The 16,473-nt window shown below is 71.0% G+C and carries 16 protein-coding genes and 1 tRNA gene; 7 read left to right on the top strand and 10 right to left on the bottom strand.

Annotation, left to right across the window (positions count from 1 at the left end; genetic code table 11):
- The first annotated feature begins 159 nt into the window (after positions 1-159).
- From galT to galK, 3 genes are read left to right on the top strand one after another with little or no spacing between them, the layout of a single operon-like run.
- A complete protein-coding gene (gene galT, locus ACZ3ZD_RS23360; protein ID WP_467400479.1) occupies positions 160-1,221 on the top strand; it encodes a galactose-1-phosphate uridylyltransferase in 1,062 nt (353 codons plus the stop codon).
- Positions 1,218-2,180, top strand: a complete 963-nt coding sequence (gene galE / locus ACZ3ZD_RS23355) for a UDP-glucose 4-epimerase GalE (protein ID WP_467400476.1) — start codon at positions 1,218-1,220, stop codon at positions 2,178-2,180. Before galT ends, galE begins: the two co-directional genes overlap by 4 nt.
- On the top strand, positions 2,180-3,343 hold the full coding sequence (galK, locus tag ACZ3ZD_RS23350; protein ID WP_467400474.1) for a galactokinase: 1,164 nt from the start codon (positions 2,180-2,182) through the stop codon (positions 3,341-3,343). The genes galE and galK overlap by 1 nt, the downstream gene beginning before the upstream one ends.
- 48 nt (positions 3,344-3,391) lie before the next feature.
- Here the strand turns inward: galK and ACZ3ZD_RS23345 are convergent, their stop codons facing one another.
- Positions 3,392-3,832, bottom strand: a complete 441-nt coding sequence (locus tag ACZ3ZD_RS23345; protein ID WP_467400472.1) for a GNAT family N-acetyltransferase — start codon at positions 3,830-3,832, stop codon at positions 3,392-3,394.
- A 326-nt stretch (positions 3,833-4,158) separates the two neighbouring features.
- Between ACZ3ZD_RS23345 and ACZ3ZD_RS23340 the strand changes: the two genes are divergently transcribed.
- Complete coding sequence (locus ACZ3ZD_RS23340) at positions 4,159-4,926, top strand: LuxR C-terminal-related transcriptional regulator (protein ID WP_467400469.1); 768 nt, start codon at positions 4,159-4,161, stop codon at positions 4,924-4,926.
- Here ACZ3ZD_RS23340 and tamR read toward each other — a convergent pair.
- The gene (gene tamR, locus ACZ3ZD_RS23335) at positions 4,885-5,382 is read right to left on the bottom strand and encodes a MarR family transcriptional regulator TamR (protein WP_030341533.1); all 498 of its coding nucleotides are present in this window, start codon (positions 5,380-5,382) and stop codon (positions 4,885-4,887) included. The two genes, ACZ3ZD_RS23340 and tamR, sit on opposite strands and share 42 nt — an antisense overlap.
- Positions 5,383-5,469: 87 nt before the next feature.
- On the opposite strand from tamR, the gene ACZ3ZD_RS23330 reads away from it, so the two are divergent.
- Both ACZ3ZD_RS23330 and ACZ3ZD_RS23325 read left to right on the top strand, forming a co-directional pair.
- A complete protein-coding gene (locus ACZ3ZD_RS23330) occupies positions 5,470-6,282 on the top strand; it encodes a trans-aconitate 2-methyltransferase (protein ID WP_467400465.1) in 813 nt (270 codons plus the stop codon).
- Between the two features lie 2 nt (positions 6,283-6,284).
- Positions 6,285-6,647: a VOC family protein gene (locus tag ACZ3ZD_RS23325; protein ID WP_467400463.1), complete on the top strand. Its 363-nt coding sequence runs from the start codon at positions 6,285-6,287 to the stop codon at positions 6,645-6,647.
- Between the two features lie 6 nt (positions 6,648-6,653).
- Here ACZ3ZD_RS23325 and ACZ3ZD_RS23320 read toward each other — a convergent pair whose 3' ends face one another.
- Both ACZ3ZD_RS23320 and ACZ3ZD_RS23315 read right to left on the bottom strand, forming a co-directional pair.
- Positions 6,654-7,331 (bottom strand): TetR family transcriptional regulator, encoded by a 678-nt coding sequence (locus ACZ3ZD_RS23320; RefSeq protein ID WP_467400461.1) that lies wholly within the window; start codon positions 7,329-7,331, stop codon positions 6,654-6,656.
- The gene (locus ACZ3ZD_RS23315; protein ID WP_467400458.1) at positions 7,328-8,335 is read right to left on the bottom strand and encodes an acyl-CoA desaturase; all 1,008 of its coding nucleotides are present in this window, start codon (positions 8,333-8,335) and stop codon (positions 7,328-7,330) included. The genes ACZ3ZD_RS23320 and ACZ3ZD_RS23315 overlap by 4 nt, the downstream gene beginning before the upstream one ends.
- A gap of 304 nt (positions 8,336-8,639) precedes the next feature.
- On the opposite strand from ACZ3ZD_RS23315, the gene ppc reads away from it, so the two are divergent.
- Positions 8,640-11,372: a phosphoenolpyruvate carboxylase gene (ppc, locus tag ACZ3ZD_RS23310; protein WP_467400454.1), complete on the top strand. Its 2,733-nt coding sequence runs from the start codon at positions 8,640-8,642 to the stop codon at positions 11,370-11,372.
- Positions 11,373-11,469: 97 nt separating this feature from the next.
- On the opposite strand, the gene ACZ3ZD_RS23305 is transcribed toward ppc, so the two are convergent.
- From ACZ3ZD_RS23305 to ACZ3ZD_RS23280, 6 genes are all read right to left on the bottom strand, one after another.
- Positions 11,470-11,976, bottom strand: a complete 507-nt coding sequence (locus ACZ3ZD_RS23305) for a hypothetical protein (RefSeq protein ID WP_467400453.1) — start codon at positions 11,974-11,976, stop codon at positions 11,470-11,472.
- Between the two features lie 93 nt (positions 11,977-12,069).
- Positions 12,070-12,672 (bottom strand): aminoacyl-tRNA hydrolase, encoded by a 603-nt coding sequence (gene pth, locus ACZ3ZD_RS23300; RefSeq protein WP_467400450.1) that lies wholly within the window; start codon positions 12,670-12,672, stop codon positions 12,070-12,072.
- 75 nt (positions 12,673-12,747) lie between these two features.
- Positions 12,748-13,341, bottom strand: a complete 594-nt coding sequence (locus ACZ3ZD_RS23295; protein ID WP_467400448.1) for a 50S ribosomal protein L25/general stress protein Ctc — start codon at positions 13,339-13,341, stop codon at positions 12,748-12,750.
- A gap of 218 nt (positions 13,342-13,559) precedes the next feature.
- Positions 13,560-14,540 (bottom strand): ribose-phosphate diphosphokinase, encoded by a 981-nt coding sequence (locus ACZ3ZD_RS23290; protein ID WP_392316074.1) that lies wholly within the window; start codon positions 14,538-14,540, stop codon positions 13,560-13,562.
- Between the two features lie 153 nt (positions 14,541-14,693).
- Positions 14,694-16,142 carry a bifunctional UDP-N-acetylglucosamine diphosphorylase/glucosamine-1-phosphate N-acetyltransferase GlmU gene (glmU, locus tag ACZ3ZD_RS23285; protein WP_467400444.1) on the bottom strand — a complete coding sequence of 483 codons (1,449 nt, stop codon included), beginning with the start codon at positions 16,140-16,142 and terminating at the stop codon, positions 14,694-14,696.
- Positions 16,143-16,253: 111 nt separating this feature from the next.
- Positions 16,254-16,330, bottom strand: a tRNA-Gln gene (locus ACZ3ZD_RS23280).
- Positions 16,331-16,473 lie beyond the last annotated feature (143 nt).

Below are 16,473 nucleotides of genomic sequence, written 5' to 3'. Positions count from 1 at the left end.
GGAACCTACGCCGCCGTGTTCGTTATTTGAACACTCAGGCTGGTGTTCTTTGTTTGATTGTGATCGACCGAGCCGTTGTCCGCTGCTGTTCTGTTATGTTTGATTGTGTTGAGTGATTGGGTGCGGACACACCCCTCGGGGCTGAACAAGGAGTCCGGCGTGAAGAAGACCTCGACCCGGCTGGCCGACGGTCGTGAGCTGATCTACTACGACCTTCGGGACGACACGGTCCGCGACGCGGCCGACCGGCGCCCGCTGGACCGTACGGTCACCACGTCCGAGATCCGCCGCGACCCGCTGCTCGGCGACCGCGTGGCCGTCGCCTCGCACCGCCAGGGCCGCACCTACCACCCGCCGGCCGACGAGTGCCCGCTGTGCCCGACGCGCGGCGAGCGGCTGAGCGAGATCCCGGACTCCGCCTACGACGTCGTCGTCTTCGAGAACCGGTTCCCCTCCCTCGCCGGCGACTCCGGACGCTGCGAGGTGGTCTGCTTCACCTCCGATCACGACGCCTCCTTCGCCGACCTCACCGGGGAACAGGCGCGGCTGGTGCTGGACGCGTGGACGGACCGCACGTCGGAGCTGTCGCATCTGCCCTCCGTCGAGCAGGTGTTCTGTTTCGAGAACCGCGGTGCCGAGATCGGTGTGACCCTCGGCCACCCGCACGGACAGATCTACGCCTACCCCTTCACCACCCCGCGCACCGCGCTGATGCTCCGCTCGCTCGCCGCGCACAAGGAGGCCACCGGCGGGGAGAACCTCTTCGACGCCGTCCTGGAACGGGAACTCGCCGGTGAGCGGGTCGTCCTTGAGGGTGAACACTGGGCGGCCTTCGTGCCGTACGCGGCGCACTGGCCGTACGAGGTCCACCTGTACCCCAAGCGCCGTGTGCCCGACCTGCTCGCCCTGGACGAGGCGGCGCGCACAGAGTTCCCCCAGGTTTATCTGGAACTCTTGAGGCGCTTCGACCGGATCTTCGGCGAGGGCGAGCCTCCGACGCCGTACATCGCGGGCTGGCACCAGGCCCCGTTCGGCGCGCTGGCGGAGTTCGACGGTGTGACGCGTGACGACTTCGCGCTCCACCTCGAGCTTTTCACCATCCGCCGCACTTCCGGCAAGCTGAAGTTTCTCGCGGGTTCCGAGTCCGGCATGAACGTGTTCATCAACGACGTGCCGCCGGAGCGCGCGGCCGAGCGACTGCGAGAGGTAGCGAGTTCATGAAGTACCTGGTGACGGGTGGCGCGGGTTACGTCGGCAGTGTCGTGGCCCAGCACCTGCTGGAGGCCGGCCACGAGGTGACCGTCCTCGACAACCTCTCCACCGGCTTCCGGGCGGCCGTCCCGGCCGGCGCGGCCTTCGTCGAGGGCGACATCCGCGACGCCGCCAAGTGGCTCGACCCCTCCTTCGACGGCGTGCTGCACTTCGCCGCGTTCTCGCAGGTCGGCGAGTCGGTGGTGAAGCCGGAGAAGTACTGGGAGAACAACGTCGGCGGCAGCATGGCGCTGCTCGCCGCGATGCGCGAGGCCGGCGTCCGCACCCTGGTGTTCTCCTCCACCGCGGCCACCTACGGCGAGCCGGAGCAGACCCCGATCCGGGAGTCCGCCCCGACGCGCCCCACCAGCCCCTACGGCGCCTCCAAGCTCGCCGTCGACCACATGATCACCAGCGAGGCGGCCGCCCACGGCCTGGCCGCGGTGTCCCTGCGCTACTTCAACGTGGCGGGCGCGTACGGCGCCTGCGGCGAGCGGCACGACCCCGAGTCGCACCTGATCCCGCTGGTCCTCCAGGTCGCCCAGGGCCGCCGCGAGGCGATCTCGGTGTACGGCGACGACTACCCGACCCCCGACGGCACCTGCGTCCGCGACTACATCCACGTCGCCGACCTGGCCGACGCCCACCTGCTGGCCCTGACGGCCGCGCGGACGGGCGAGCACCTGATCTGCAACCTCGGCAACGGCAACGGATTCTCCGTCCGCCAGGTCATCGAGACCGTCCGCGAGGTCACCGGCCACCCGATCCCCGAGGTGGTCGCCCCGCGCCGGGGCGGCGACCCGGCCGTCCTGGTCGCCTCCGCGGACACCGCACGCGAGAAACTGGGCTGGAACCCGACCCGCGCGGATCTCGCGGGCATCGTCGCGGACGCGTGGGAGTTCGCGCAGAGCAACACGAGGGAGCACTAGTGGGGGCACAGCAGGTCGCCGAGCGCTTCGCCGAGCTGTACGGGGCGGAGCCGGAGGGCGTGTGGGCGGCGCCGGGCCGGGTCAACCTGATCGGCGAGCACACCGACTACAACGACGGTTTCGTCATGCCGTTCGCGCTGCCGCACCAGGCGGTCGCGGCGGTCTCCCGCCGCACCGACGGGATCCTGCGCCTGCACTCGGCGGACATCGAGGGCGGGGCCGCGCGGATCACCGAGCTGCCGCTGGACGCCCTCGCCCCGGAGAGCGACCGGGAGTGGACGGCGTACCCGGCGGGCGTGGTCTGGGCCCTGCGCGAGGCGGGGCACGGGGTCACCGGCGCCGACATCCACCTCGCCTCGACGGTCCCGACCGGCGCGGGCCTGTCCTCGTCCGCGGCCCTGGAGGTCGTGGTCGCCCTGGCCCTCAACGACCTGTACGACCTCGGGCTGCAGCGCTGGAGGCTGGCCCGCCTGTGCCAGCGCGCGGAGAACGTCTACGTCGGCGCGCCGACCGGCATCATGGACCAGACGGCGTCCGCCTGCTGCGAGCCGGGCCACGCGCTCTTCCTCGACACCCGTGACCTGTCCCAGCAGCAGATCCCCTTCGACCTCGCGGCCGAGGGCCTGCGTCTGCTGGTCGTCGACACCCAGGTCAAGCACGCCCACAGCGGCGGCGAGTACGGCAAGCGCCGGACCGGTTGCGAGAAGGGCGCGGCCCTGCTCGGCGTCGACGCCCTGCGGGACGTCCCGTACGACGGCCTGGACGCGGCCCTCGCCCGCCTCGGCGACGAGGAGGAGGTCGCCCGCCTGGTCCGCCACGTGGTCACGGAGGACGAGCGGGTCGAACGCATCGTCGCCCTGCTGCGGGCCGGCGACACCCGCGCGATCGGCCCCGTCCTCACCGAGGGCCACGCCTCCCTGCGCGACGACTTCCGCATCTCCTGCCCGGAGCTGGACCTGGTCGTCGACACCGCCCTCGCACACGGCGCGCTGGGCGCCCGCATGACCGGCGGCGGCTTCGGCGGCTCGGCCGTCGTCCTGACCGAGGCCACCGACGTCGACACCCTCACCAAATCCATCGAGGAAGCCTTCGCGGCAGCGGCCTTCACCACGCCGAGGGTCTTCGAAGCGGTACCGTCCCCGGGAGCCCGCCGCGTGCTCTGACCCCCAGCCGTCGCCCGCCCCCTCGCTCCGCGGGGAGCCGAGCCTCCGTCAGGCCAGGCGCTTGGTCAGGGTGTACTCCGTGACGCCCGGGGGGTAGTCCGGGACGGTGCCCACCACCTCGTAGCCCTGTTTCCGGTAGAAGTCCGGGGCCTGGAAGTTCCAGGTCTCCAGGCGGGAGGCGGTGCAGCCGCGGGTGGTGGCGAGGTGCTCGGCCTCGGCGAGGAGGCGGGAGCCGAGGCCCGTGCCGCGGTGGCGGGGGTCCACCCACAGGTAGGTGACGTGCAGCCAGGTCGTCCAGGTGTGGCCGACCAGGCCGCCCGCCAGGGCGTCGGCGGTGTCCAGCGCCCAGAGGTGGAGCGGGACCTCGCGTTCACCGGGCGTGCCGCGCAGCGCGGCCAGCACCGGGGACACCGCCGTGTTGGTGTCCCACAACCGCGAACGGAGCAGATCACGTCGGGCTTTGTCGACTTCCGCCTCGATACGAAACATGCGGCACACCATAAACGCGTCGGACGGCCAGTTCTGCAAATCTCCTTCCGCTGCGTGCTCCCATCCGTACTCTGAGGAACAGCACCGGTGGGGGCCGGTGCCGCTCAGGGGGCGAGACAGGCGGGTACGACACCCGCGGTGGGGGTGGCAGTGCCCGCAACGGCGGCGGCCGTGCGGCGCGTGTCCCCGTCCGTGGGTGCCGTACCCGTGCGGGTCATCGTCCTCCGGTTCCGTTTCCGGGCGTTTCTCCGGGACCAGCCTGTTTCCGGAGCTTTTCCGGACCTTGGTATCCCCTGCTCCACGCGGAGCCTGGGGGAGGGGGTTTCGTGGTTCGTATCCGAGTCCTGGTCGTGGACGACCACCGCATCTTCGCCGAGTCGCTCGCCGCGGCCCTGGCCGCCGAACCCGACGTGGACGTCTCCGCCGCCGGCAGCGGGCCGGCCGCGCTGCGCTGCCTGGAGCGCGCCGCCACCGAGGGCCGTCGCTACGACGTGCTCCTGGTCGACGCCGACCTCGGCGGCAACCTCCCCGGTGGCCGCCCGGCCGTACCGGTGCAGGACGGCGACGAGGAGGGGCTGGTCGACGGCATCTCCCTCGTCACCGGCGTCCGTGCCGCCCAGCCCGCCGTACGGACCGTCGTCCTCGCCGAGAAGGACGACCCGCGCCGGGCCGCCCTCGCGCTGCAGGCCGGCGCCTCCGGCTGGGTCGCCAAGGACTCCTCGCTGTCCCGGCTGCTGACGGTGATCCGGGGTGTGCTGCGCGACGAGACGCATCTGCCGCCCGCGTTGCTCACCGGCGTGCTGAAGGAGCTGACGGCGGCGCGCAGGCACCGCACCGAGAGCGAGCGGCTGGTGGAGTCCCTCACCCCGAGGGAGCGGGAGGTGCTGCGCTGCATGGTCGCCGGGCTCGGCCGCAAGGCCGTCGCCGAGCGGCTGTTCCTCTCCCCGCACACCGTCCGCACCCACATGCAGAACGTCCTCGGCAAACTGGGGGTCCACTCCACGCTGGCCGCCGTCGCGCTGGCCCGGCGGGCCGGGGTGGGCCCGGCGGACCTAGCCGGGGATGTTGTCGAACGGGGCGGTCAGCTGGCGTAGCAGGCCGGCGAGTTCACCGCGCTGGGCGCGGGACAGCTCGCCGAGGATGGCCCGCTCCTGCTCCAGCAGGCCGGCCAGCGCCTGGTCCGCGCGGTCCCGGCCCTCGTCGGTCAGCCGGACCAGCACACCGCGCCGGTCGCTCGGGTCGGGCAGTCGCTCCACCAGGCCCTTCTTGGCCAGCCGGTCGATGCGGTTGGTCATCGTGCCCGAGGTGACCAGGGTCTGGGTCAGCAGCTGGCCGGGGGAGAGCTGGTACGGCGTGCCCGCGCGCCGCAGCGCGGTCAGCACATCGAACTCCCAGGGCTCCAGCTGGTGCTCGGAGAAGGCGAGCCGGCGGGCGCGGTCCAGGTGCCGGGCGAGTCGGCTCACCCGGCTGAGTACTTCCAGCGGCTCCACGTCGAGGTCCGGACGCTCCCGGCGCCACGCTGCGACCAGCCGATCGACCTCGTCCTCCATGGAGATCAGTGTAGTGGTTGTGTCGACATGAAGTCTCTTGATGTCGAGTATCTTGACGACGAGAGAAATGGTGGAGAGAGTGGAGCCATGACGACCCCCACCTGGGACCCCGCCCAGTACCTCCGCCACGCCGGGCACCGGGCCCGGCCCTTCGCCGACCTCCTCGCCCGCGTCCCCGCGCTGCCCGGCGACCCGCCCCGCATCGCCGACCTCGGCTGCGGTCCCGGCAACGTCACCGCCCTGCTCGCCGACCGCTGGCCCACCGCCCGCGTCACCGGGTACGACAACTCGCCCGAGATGCTCGACCAGGCCCACGTCGACCACCAGGGGCCGACGGCCGGCGGCGGCCACCTCGACTTCGCCCCCGCCGACGCGCGCACCTGGGCGCCCACCGAGCCGTACGACCTGATCGTCTCCAACGCCACCCTGCAGTGGGTGCCCGGCCACGCCGACCGCTTCGCCGACTGGACCGCGGGCCTGCGCCCGGGCGGCACCCTCGCCTTCCAGGTGCCGGACAACCTCGACGCCCCGCTGCACACCCTCATGCGCGACCTCGCCGGCACCCCCCGCTGGCGCGACCGCCTGGCCGGCGTCCTGCGCCGCACGGACTCCGTGCTCACCCCCGGCGCCTACCTGGACCGCCTCACCCGCCTCGGCTGCACCGCCGACGTGTGGCAGACGACGTACTTCCACGTCCTGACCGGCCCGGACCCGGTGCTCGACTGGGTCAAGGGCACCGGCCTGCGGCCCGCCCTGACCGCGCTCGCCGACGACCCCGAGGCCCGCGACGCATTCCTCACCGAGTACCGCGACCTGCTGCGCGAGGCCTACCCGAGCGCCCCCTACGGCACGGTCATGCCGTTCCGGAGGCTGTTCGCCGTGGCCGTGAAGGAGGCCTGACCATGCTCGTCGCCCTCGACCACGTCCAGCTGGCCGCGCCCGTCGGATCCGAGGACCGGCTGCGCGCCTACTACACCCGCGTCCTCGGCATGACCGAGATCCCCAGACCGCCGGCGCTCGCCGCCCGCGGAGGCTGCTGGTTCGAGGCGGGCTTCGTCCGGCTCCACCTGGGCGTCCAGCACGACTTCCGGCCCGCGCGGAAGGCCCACCCGGGGCTGCGGGTGCGGGGCATCGAGGGCTACGCGGCCCGGCTCACCGCGTTCGGTACGCCCGTGACCTGGGACGACGCTCTCCCCGGTCACCGGCGCTTCTTCTGCGAGGACCCCGTCGGCAACCGGCTGGAGTTCCTGGAGCCGGCCCCCTAGGGCCCCTCAGCTCTTGCGGTGCCCGATCAGCCGCGGCTTCTGCTCCAGCCCGTCCAGGCCGTGCCACGCCAGGTTCACCAGATGGGCCGCCACCTCCGCCTTCTTCGGGCGGCGCACGTCCAGCCACCACTGGCCGGTCAGGGCGACCATCCCGACCAGCGCCTGGGCGTACAGCGGGGCCAGCTTCGAATCGAAGCCGCGGCTCTTGAACTCCCGGCCCAGGATGTCCTCCACCTGCGTGGCGATGTCCGAGATCAGCGAGGCGAAGGTCCCCGTGGACTGCGGGATGGGCGAGTCACGGACCAGGATCCGGAAACCGTCCGTGTACTCCTCGATGTAGTCCAGCAGCGCGAACGCCGCCTGTTCGCACAGCTCGCGCGGATGGCCGGCGGTCAGCGAACCGGTCACCATGTCCAGCAGGCGCCGCATCTCGCGGTCCACCACCACCGCGTACAGGCCCTCCTTGCCGCCGAAGTGCTCGTACACCACCGGCTTGGACACCCCGGCCTTCGCCGCGATCTCCTCCACCGAGGTGCCCTCGAAGCCCTTCGCCGCGAACAGAGTGCGACCGATCTCCAGCAACTGCTGGCGGCGCTCGGCACCGGTCATACGGGTCCGGCGGGTCCGCCGCTGCTTGTCGTTGCCTGGATTGCTGCTGGGATCGGTCGCCACGGCGTCAATCATGCCGCCTCGGCAGGCTCCTTCCGGCGCCGGGAACCGCCTTCCCCGGTGTCACGGCGCGAATCGATACGCGAGCGTGACGGCCAGCGCACGTCGTACGCCCAGCCGAGCAGCTCGAACCAGCGGATGAACCGGGCGGAGGAGTCGACCTGGCCGCGCATCACCCCGTGCCGCGCCGACGTCGGGTCGGCGTGGTGCAGGTTGTGCCAGGACTCCCCGCAGGACAGGACCGCCAGCCACCACACGTTGCCCGAGCGGTCCCGCGACTTGAACGGGCGCTTGCCCACCGCGTGGCAGATCGAGTTGATCGACCACGTCACGTGGTGCAGCAGCGCCACCCGGACGAGTGAACCCCAGAAGAACGCGGTGAACGCGCCCCACCAGGACATCGTCACCAGACCGCCGATCAGCGGCGGCAGCGCCAGCGACAGAGCCGTGAACAGGACGAACTGGCGGGAGATCGCCCGGATCGCCCGGTCCTTGATCAGGTCCGGCGCGTACTTCTCCTGCGGGGTCTGCTCCTCGTCGAACATCCAGCCGATGTGGGCCCACCACAGGCCCTTCATCAGCGCGGGCAGCGACTCCCCGAACCGCCAGGGGGAGTGCGGGTCGCCCTCGGCGTCGGAGAACCTGTGGTGCTTGCGGTGGTCGGCCACCCAGCGCACCAGCGGGCCCTCGACCGCCATCGAACCCATGATCGCCAGCGCGATCCTGAGCGGCCGCCTGGCCTTGAACGAGCCATGGGTGAAATACCGGTGGAAACCGATGGTGATGCCGTGGCACCCGAGGAAGTAGAAGAAGACCAGCAGGCCCAGATCGAGCCAGCTCACCCCCCAGCCCCAGGCCAGCGGCACGGCCGCCACGAGTGCCACGAAGGGCACGACGATGAACAGGAGCAACGTGATCTGTTCGATCGAACGCTTCTGCTCGCCGCCCAGCGTGGCGGAGGGAGGGGGTGTGTCGGTGGCCTTACGGGCTTCTTCGATCACATCGGAACTTGAGGTCATGCGCGTCCCCTGTGGGGTCGAGGGTCGAGACAGATGCCGGGCCACCGGGACCGAACGGGACTCGACGGTGCTTCCCTACGGTTCCGTAACCTACGGCGTCGTAAGTATGGCAGCGAGATGTGCGGCGGCAAGAGCCCCAGACCCTGCGCGTCCACATCGCCACCTATCCTTGGACTCGGTCGGACAGCGCGGTCCGCTGAAGTTTCCTTCCCGGACGCACCGGCCCGTATGCGGCGCCCCGCCGCAGTGGCAGCCGGCCGGGTTCCCTCCCAGACGAGCTTCAACACTGCAAGGAGCCGCACCTGTGAGCAGTGCCGACGACCAGACCACCACGACCAGCAGTGAACTGCGCGCCGACATCCGCCGGCTGGGTGATCTCCTGGGGGAGACCCTCGTCAGGCAGGAAGGGCCCGAACTCCTCGAACTCGTCGAGAAGGTCCGCCGCCTCACCCGCGAGGACGGCGAGGCCGCCGCCGAGCTGCTGCGCGGCACCGAACTGGAGACCGCGGCCAAGCTGGTCCGCGCCTTCTCCACCTACTTCCACCTTGCCAACATCACCGAGCAGGTGCACCGCGGACGCGAGCTGCGCGCCCGGCGGGCGGCCGAGGGCGGCCTGCTCTCCCGCACCGCCGACCGGCTCAAGGACGCCGACCCCGAGCACCTGAAGCAGACCGTCCGGCACCTCAACGTCCGCCCGGTCTTCACCGCCCACCCCACCGAGGCCGCCCGCCGGTCCGTCCTCAACAAGCTCCGGCGCATCGCCGCGCTCCTGGACACCCCCGTCATCGAGTCCGACCGCCGCCGCCACGACGTCCGCCTCGCCGAGAACATCGACCTGGTCTGGCAGACCGACGAGCTGCGCGTCGTACGGCCCGAACCCGCCGACGAGGCCCGCAACGCCATCTACTACCTGGACGAACTGCACGCCGAAGCGGTCGGCGACGTCCTGGAGGACCTGACGGCGGAACTGGAACGCGTCGGCGTCAAGCTGCCCGACGACACCCGCCCGCTGACCTTCGGCACCTGGATCGGCGGCGACCGCGACGGCAATCCCAACGTCACCCCCCAGGTCACCTGGGACGTCCTCATCCTCCAGCACGAACACGGCATCAACGACGCCCTGGAGACGATCGACGAACTGCGCGGGCTGCTGTCCAACTCCATCCGCTACGCCGGAGCCACCGACGAGCTGCTCGACTCCCTCAAGGCCGACCTCGAACAGCTCCCCGAGATCAGCCCCCGCTACAAGCGCCTCAACGCCGAGGAGCCCTACCGGCTCAAGGCCACCTGCATCCGGCAGAAGCTGGAGAACACCAAGCAGCGCCTCGCCAAGGGCACCCCCCACGAGGCCGGCCGCGACTACCTCGGCACCGGCGAACTCCTCGCGGACCTCCGGATCATCCAGACGTCCCTGCGCGAGCACCGCGGCGGCCTGTTCGCCGACGGCCGCCTCACCCGCACCATCCGCACCCTGGCCGCCTTCGGCCTCCAGCTCGCCACCATGGACGTCCGCGAACACGCCGACGCCCACCACCACGCCCTCGGCCAGCTCTTCGACCGCCTCGGCGAGGAGTCCTGGCGCTACGCCGACATGCCCCGCGAGTACCGGGCCAGGCTCCTGGCCAGGGAACTGCGCTCCAGGCGGCCGCTCGCCCCCACCCCGGCCCCCGTCGACGCCGCCGGAGCGAAGACCCTCGGCGTCTTCGAGACCGTCAAGAAGGCCCTGGAGGTCTTCGGCCCCGAGGTCATCGAGTCCTACATCATCTCCATGTGCCAGGGCGCCGACGACGTCTTCGCCGCCGCCGTCCTCGCCCGCGAGGCCGGCCTGCTCGACCTGCACGCCGGCTGGGCCAGGATCGGCATCGTCCCCCTCCTGGAGACCACCGACGAGCTGAAGGCCGCCGACACCATCCTGGAGGACATGCTCTCCGACCCCTCCTACCGGCGCCTGGTCGCGCTGCGCGGAGACGTCCAGGAGGTCATGCTCGGCTACTCCGACTCCTCCAAGTTCGGCGGCATCACCACCAGCCAGTGGGAGATCCACCGCGCCCAGCGCCGGCTGCGCGACGTCGCCCACCGCTACGGCGTCCGGCTGCGCCTCTTCCACGGCCGCGGCGGCACCGTCGGCCGCGGCGGCGGCCCCTCCCACGACGCCATCCTCGCCCAGCCCTGGGGCACCCTGGAGGGCGAGATCAAGGTCACCGAGCAGGGCGAGGTCATCTCCGACAAGTACCTCATCCCCTCCCTCGCCCGGGAGAACCTGGAACTGACCGTCGCGGCCACCCTCCAGGCGTCCGCCCTGCACACCGCCCCCCGCCAGTCCGACGAGGCCCTCGCCCGCTGGGACGCGGCCATGGACGTCGTCTCCGACGCCGCCCACGCCGCCTACCGCCGCCTGGTCGAGGACCCCGACCTGCCGACGTACTTCCTCGCCTCCACGCCCGTCGACCAGCTCGCCGAGCTGCACCTGGGCTCGCGGCCCTCGCGCCGTCCCGGCTCGGGCGTCTCGCTCGACGGTCTGCGCGCCATCCCGTGGGTGTTCGGCTGGACCCAGTCCCGGCAGATCGTGCCCGGCTGGTTCGGTGTCGGCTCCGGCCTGAAGGCACTGCGGGAGACCGGTCTGGACACCGTGCTCGGCGAGATGCACGAACAGTGGCACTTCTTCCGCAACTTCATCTCCAACGTCGAGATGACCCTCGCCAAGACGGACCTGCGGATCGCCCAGCACTACGTCGACACCCTCGTCCCCGACGAACTCAAGCACGTGTTCGACACCATCAGGGCCGAACACGAGCTGACCGTCCGCGAGGTCCTGCGCATCACCGGCGAGGACGAACTCCTCGACGCCCAGCCGGTCCTCAAGCAGACGTTCGCCATCCGCGACGCCTACCTGGACCCGATCTCCTACCTCCAGGTCGCCCTGCTCAAGCGGCAGCGCGACGCCGCGGCGGCCGGCGTCGACCCCGACCCGCTGCTCGCCCGCGCCCTGCTCCTCACCGTCAACGGCGTGGCAGCGGGCCTGCGCAACACCGGCTGACCCCGCCCGCGACGAACGGTGCCCCCGAGGTCGTACGACCCCGGGGGCACCGCCCGTTCCCACGTCACCGCGACCCCCACGTCACCGCGGTCCCCTCTCACTGCAACGCCACGAACACCGCCGTCAGCAGCCCCGCACCGGCGAGCCCCAGCACCCACGCCGCCCGCACCACCCGCAGCCCGCCCGCGACCACCACCGCGGCCAGCAGCAACGCCCCGCCCAGCGGCAGCCACGCGTACAGCACGCCCGCCGGACCGGACCGCACCGCCTCCCCGCTGCCGGGCTTGAGCACCACGTCGTACGTCCGGCCCGAACGCACCGCCACCGACTGCGCGATCTCCACCCGCGCCCGCGCTCGCGCCCCCGGCGAGACCGGCGTGAAGGGACCGCTGCACACATCCCCCGCGCACCCCGTCACCCGGACCGTGCCCCGCTCGCGCCCCTTGGTCAGCATCACGTGCTGCGCGGTCCCCCAGGAACCCCACACACCGGCGAACAGGATCAGCGCGGCGAGCGCACCCATCGTCGCGGCCCGCCCGAGCCGCAACGCGGACACGGACGCCTGACGAGCGGTACGGGCGGTGGCAGGCATGGCCGGGATCATTGGCCATACCCCTGTGACCGGTCAACTCCGGCGCGGGACACGGCCCGACAAGTCGGCAGTTGTACGACAGGCACCGGGCGCCCGCGCCCCCGCTCAGGAGTTGTACGCGCTCTGCGCCCGCTCCAGCCCCTCCGCCACCAGACACTCCACCGCGTCCGCCGCACGGTCCACGAACCAGTCCAGGTCCTTGCGCTCCGCCGACGAGAAGTCCTTCAGCACGAAGTCGGCCACCTGCATCCGCCCCGGCGGCCGGCCGATCCCGCACCGCACCCGGTGGTAGTCCGGCCCCATCGCCTTCGTCATCGACTTCAGACCGTTGTGCCCGTTGTCACCACCGCCCAGCTTCAGCCGCAGCGTGCCGTAGTCGATGTCCAACTCGTCGTGGACCGCCACGACGTTGCCCAACGGCACCTTGTAGAAGTCCCGTAGCGCGTTCACCGGACCACCGGACAGGTTCATGTACGACATCGGCTTCGCCAGCACCACCCGGCGGCCGGCCGGCCCCGCCGGACCGATCCGCCCCTCCAGCACCTGCGCCTGCGCCTTGCCCGCCCGCTTGAACTTCCCCCCGATCCGCTCCGCGAGCAGGTCGGCCACCATGAAACCGACGTTGTGCCGGTTCATGGCGTACTCCGGCCCGGGGTTGCCGAGCCCGACGATCAGCCAGGGATCACTGGCGGAGGTGGTCACGTCCATGTCTCCTTGATACGCGCCAGCCGCCGCTCCCCGCGAGGGAAGCGGCGGCTGACCAGCTGACGACGACGGCGAGGATCAGGCCTCGGCGACCTCTTCGCCCTCGGCGGCCTCACCCTCGGTCTCCTCGGCCTGCGCGGCCAGGACCTGGATGACGACCGTGTCCTCCTCGACGGCCAGCGTGGTGCCGGACGGGAGGGTGATGTCCTTGGCGAGGATGGAGGCACCGGCCTCCAGGCCCTCGACGGAGACGGTGACCGACTCGGGGATGTGCGTGGCCTCGGTCTCCACCGGCAGCGCGTCCAGGACGTGCTCCAGCAGGTTGCCACCCGGGGCCAGCTCGCCCTCGGTGTGCACCGGGATGTCCACGTGGACCTTCTCGCCGCGCTTGACCAGCTGCAGGTCGACGTGCTCCAGGAAGCCCTTCAGCGGGTCGCGCTGCACGGCCTTCGGGATCGCCAGCTCGTTGGTCTTGCCGTCGATGTCCAGCGAGATCAGGACGTTCGGCGTACGCAGCGCCAGCAGCAGGTCGTGGCCCGGCAGGGTCAGGTGCAGCGGGTCGGAGCCGTGGCCGTAGAGAACGACCGGCACCTTGTTGTCACGGCGGATGCGGCGCGCGGCACCCTTGCCGAACTCGGTGCGGGTCTCGGCGGCGAGCTTCACCTCGGACATATGGATCACTCCTCGTAGAACTCGGAACGGACGTGGTCACCCGGCCACGAACGGCCTGCTACGAAGAGCGCGTCGATAACGGACCGCCGTACACGAGTACGGCCTCCCTCGCCGAGCAACTGCAGCAGTCTACTCGGAGGGGGAGGCCGTACCCAAAACGATCACCGCACGGGGTGCGGCAGAGGTTCAGCAGGAGTCCGGCACGGGGTGCAGAAACCTCACTGCTCGTCGAAGAGGCTGGTCACCGAGCCGTCCTCGAACACCTCGCGCACCGCGCTCGCGATCGTCGGGGCGATCGACAGCACCGTGATCTTGTCCAGATCCCGGCCCAGCTCCGCCGGCGTCGGCAGCGTGTTCGTGAACACGAACTCGCTCACCCGCGAGTTCTTCAGCCGGTCCGCCGCCGGACCCGACAGCACACCGTGCGTCGCCGTCACGATGACGTCCTCCGCACCGTGCGCGAACAGCGCGTCCGCCGCCGCGCAGATCGTCCCACCGGTGTCGATCATGTCGTCGACCAGCACGCACACCCGGCCCTTGACCTCGCCCACGACCTCGTGGACCGTCACCTGGTTCGCAACGTCCTTGTCACGCCGCTTGTGCACGATCGCCAGCGGCGCGCCGAGCCGGTCGCACCACCGGTCCGCCACCCGGACCCGGCCCGCGTCCGGCGACACCACCGTCAGCTTCTCCCGGTCCACCTTCCTGCCCACGTAGTCCGCCAGCAGCGGCAGCGCGAACAGGTGGTCCACCGGCCCGTCGAAGAACCCCTGGATCTGGTCCGTGTGCAGATCCACCGTCAGGATGCGGTCCGCACCCGCCGTCTTCATCAGATCCGCGATCAGACGCGCCGAGATCGGTTCACGGCCCCGGTGCTTCTTGTCCTGCCGCGCGTAACCGTAGAACGGCACGATCACCGTGATGGAGCGAGCCGACGCACGCTTCAGCGCGTCGATCATGATCAGCTGCTCCATGATCCACTTGTTGATCGGAGCCGTGTGGCTCTGGATCAGGAAGCAGTCCGCACCACGCGCCGACTCCTGGTAACGGACATAGATCTCACCGTTCGCGAAGTCGAAGGCCTTCGTCGGGACGACCCCGACACCCAGCTGCTGGGCGACCTCCTCGGCAAGCTCGGGGTGGGCGCGGCCGGAGAAGAACATCATCTTCTTCTCGCCGGTCGTCTTGATCCCGGTCACAGCACAGTCTCCTCAGAGGTTGTCTCAGCCAGCCGGCTGCTCGGCGACCTCTCGGCTGGGCGTGAGAGGCCGTATCAGCTGGTAAGGGTGCGGGTGCACACGTCCGAATGTGCACTTATCACGGTACGCCGTGTTTGGCGCACCCGTTTCCGGTCAGTCCTCGCTCTCACCCGTCCGGGACGCCGCCTCGGCGGCCTTCGCCGCCGCACTCCCCGGACGCTTCCGAGCCACCCAGCCCTCGATATTCCGCTGCTGACCACGGGCCACGGCCAGCGAACCGGGCGGCACGTCCTTCGTGATCACCGACCCGGCGGCGGTGTAGGCACCGTCCCCGACCGTGACCGGAGCCACAAACATGTTGTCCGAACCGGTCCGGCAGTGCGACCCGATCGTCGTGTGGTGCTTGTCCTGGCCGTCGTAGTTCACGAACACACTCGCCGCGCCGATGTTCGAGTACGCACCGATCGTCGCGTCCCCGACGTACGACAGGTGCGGCACCTTCGTACCCTCCCCGATCGAGGAGTTCTTCGTCTCCACGTACGTGCCGATCTTCCCCTTGGCACCGAGACGCGTCCCGGGCCGCAGATACGCGTACGGTCCCACGCTCGCCCGCTCGCCCACCACAGCCCCGTCGGCCACCGTGTTGTCCACCCGCGCCCCCGGACCCACCGTCGTGTCCTTCAGCCGGCTGTTGGGTCCCACCTCGGCACCCTCGCCCAGATGCGTCGACCCCGTCAGCTGCGTCCCCGGGTGCACCACCGCGTCCCGCTCGAACGTCACCGTCACATCCACCCAGGTCGTCGCCGGGTCCACGACCGTCACCCCGTCGAGCATCGCCGCCGTCAGCAACCGGTCGTTGAGCACCCGCCGGGCCTCCGCCAGCTGCACCCGGTTGTTGATCCCCGCGATCTCCCGGTGGTCTGCGGCCACCGACGCCCCCACCCGGTGCCCGGCCTCCCGCAGGATCCCCAGCACATCCGTGAGGTACTCCTCACCCTGGCTGTTGTCCGTCCGCACCTGCTTCAGCGCCTCTGCCAGCAACCGGCCGTCGAACGCGAACACCCCGCTGTTGATCTCCCGGATCGCCCGCTGCGCCTCGGTCGCGTCCTTGTGCTCCACGATCGCGGTGACGGCACCCGTCGCCTCGTCCCGCACGATCCGGCCGTAACCGGTCGCGTCCGGCACCTCGGCGGTCAGCACGGTCACGGCGTTGCCGTCCGCGCTGTGCGTCCCGGCGAGCCGCTTGAGCGTGTCGGCGGTCAGCAGCGGGGTGTCCCCGCACACCACGACGACGGTCCCCTCCACGGACCCGCCCAGCTCCTCCAGGCCCATCCGTACGGCGTGCCCGGTCCCGTTCTGCTCCGCCTGCACGGCGGTCCGGGTGGCCGGGTCGATCTCGGCGAGGTGCGCACCGACCTGCTCACGGGCGTGGCCGACCACGACGACCAGGTGCTGCGGGTCCAACTCACGGGCGGCGGCCAGCACATGACCGACCAGGGAACGGCCGCAGATCTGGTGCAGGACCTTGGGTGTGGCCGACTTCATACGGGTGCCCTCACCCGCTGCGAGAACGACGACGGCTGCCGGGCGGATGGCGCTCACGGGGTTGCCCTTCGGCTGTGGATGGCGGGGGTGACAGCCGCAGGATACCGGGGGGCTTTGTGGCGGACATGAGTGCGGGCCCTGACGGTGGGGTCAGGGCCCGCTGGGCGGCTCCCGGGGCAGGAGTCGAACCTGCGTCTTACCTGGATTCAAAGTCCAGTCGCCCCTACCGACAGAGCAACCCGGGATTGCCGCGCTCAGCCTACGTGGTTCGATGATCCGCTGCTACCACCATGTCCGCCCCCCAGCGTGCGACACGGCGGTACGGCTCCGCTCCGCGGAGGGCGATCGCCTGCTCGCCGAGTCTCGCGAAGTGGCGTACTTGCCGAGG

Source organism: Streptomyces sp. NPDC023481, assembly GCF_055560195.1.
The sequence above is the reverse complement of the archived record's forward strand: the minus strand, read 5'-3'. Positions and strand labels throughout refer to the sequence as shown.

What these genes read in the sequence shown, in the direction of transcription:
- ACZ3ZD_RS23330 (WP_467400465.1), top strand. Translation starts at nt 5,470, where the DNA reads ATGACGACCCCCACCTGGGACCCCGCCCAGTACCTCCGCCACGCCGGG.
- tamR (WP_030341533.1), bottom strand. Translation starts at nt 5,382, where the DNA reads ATGGAGGACGAGGTCGATCGGCTGGTCGCAGCGTGGCGCCGGGAGCGT.
- ACZ3ZD_RS23325 (WP_467400463.1), top strand. Translation starts at nt 6,285, where the DNA reads ATGCTCGTCGCCCTCGACCACGTCCAGCTGGCCGCGCCCGTCGGATCC.
- ACZ3ZD_RS23315 (WP_467400458.1), bottom strand. Translation starts at nt 8,335, where the DNA reads ATGACCTCAAGTTCCGATGTGATCGAAGAAGCCCGTAAGGCCACCGAC.
- ACZ3ZD_RS23345 (WP_467400472.1), bottom strand. Translation starts at nt 3,832, where the DNA reads ATGTTTCGTATCGAGGCGGAAGTCGACAAAGCCCGACGTGATCTGCTC.
- galE (WP_467400476.1), top strand. Translation starts at nt 1,218, where the DNA reads ATGAAGTACCTGGTGACGGGTGGCGCGGGTTACGTCGGCAGTGTCGTG.
- pth (WP_467400450.1), bottom strand. Translation starts at nt 12,672, where the DNA reads ATGGACGTGACCACCTCCGCCAGTGATCCCTGGCTGATCGTCGGGCTC.
- ACZ3ZD_RS23305 (WP_467400453.1), bottom strand. Translation starts at nt 11,976, where the DNA reads ATGATCCCGGCCATGCCTGCCACCGCCCGTACCGCTCGTCAGGCGTCC.
- ACZ3ZD_RS23295 (WP_467400448.1), bottom strand. Translation starts at nt 13,341, where the DNA reads ATGTCCGAGGTGAAGCTCGCCGCCGAGACCCGCACCGAGTTCGGCAAG.
- ACZ3ZD_RS23320 (WP_467400461.1), bottom strand. Translation starts at nt 7,331, where the DNA reads ATGATTGACGCCGTGGCGACCGATCCCAGCAGCAATCCAGGCAACGAC.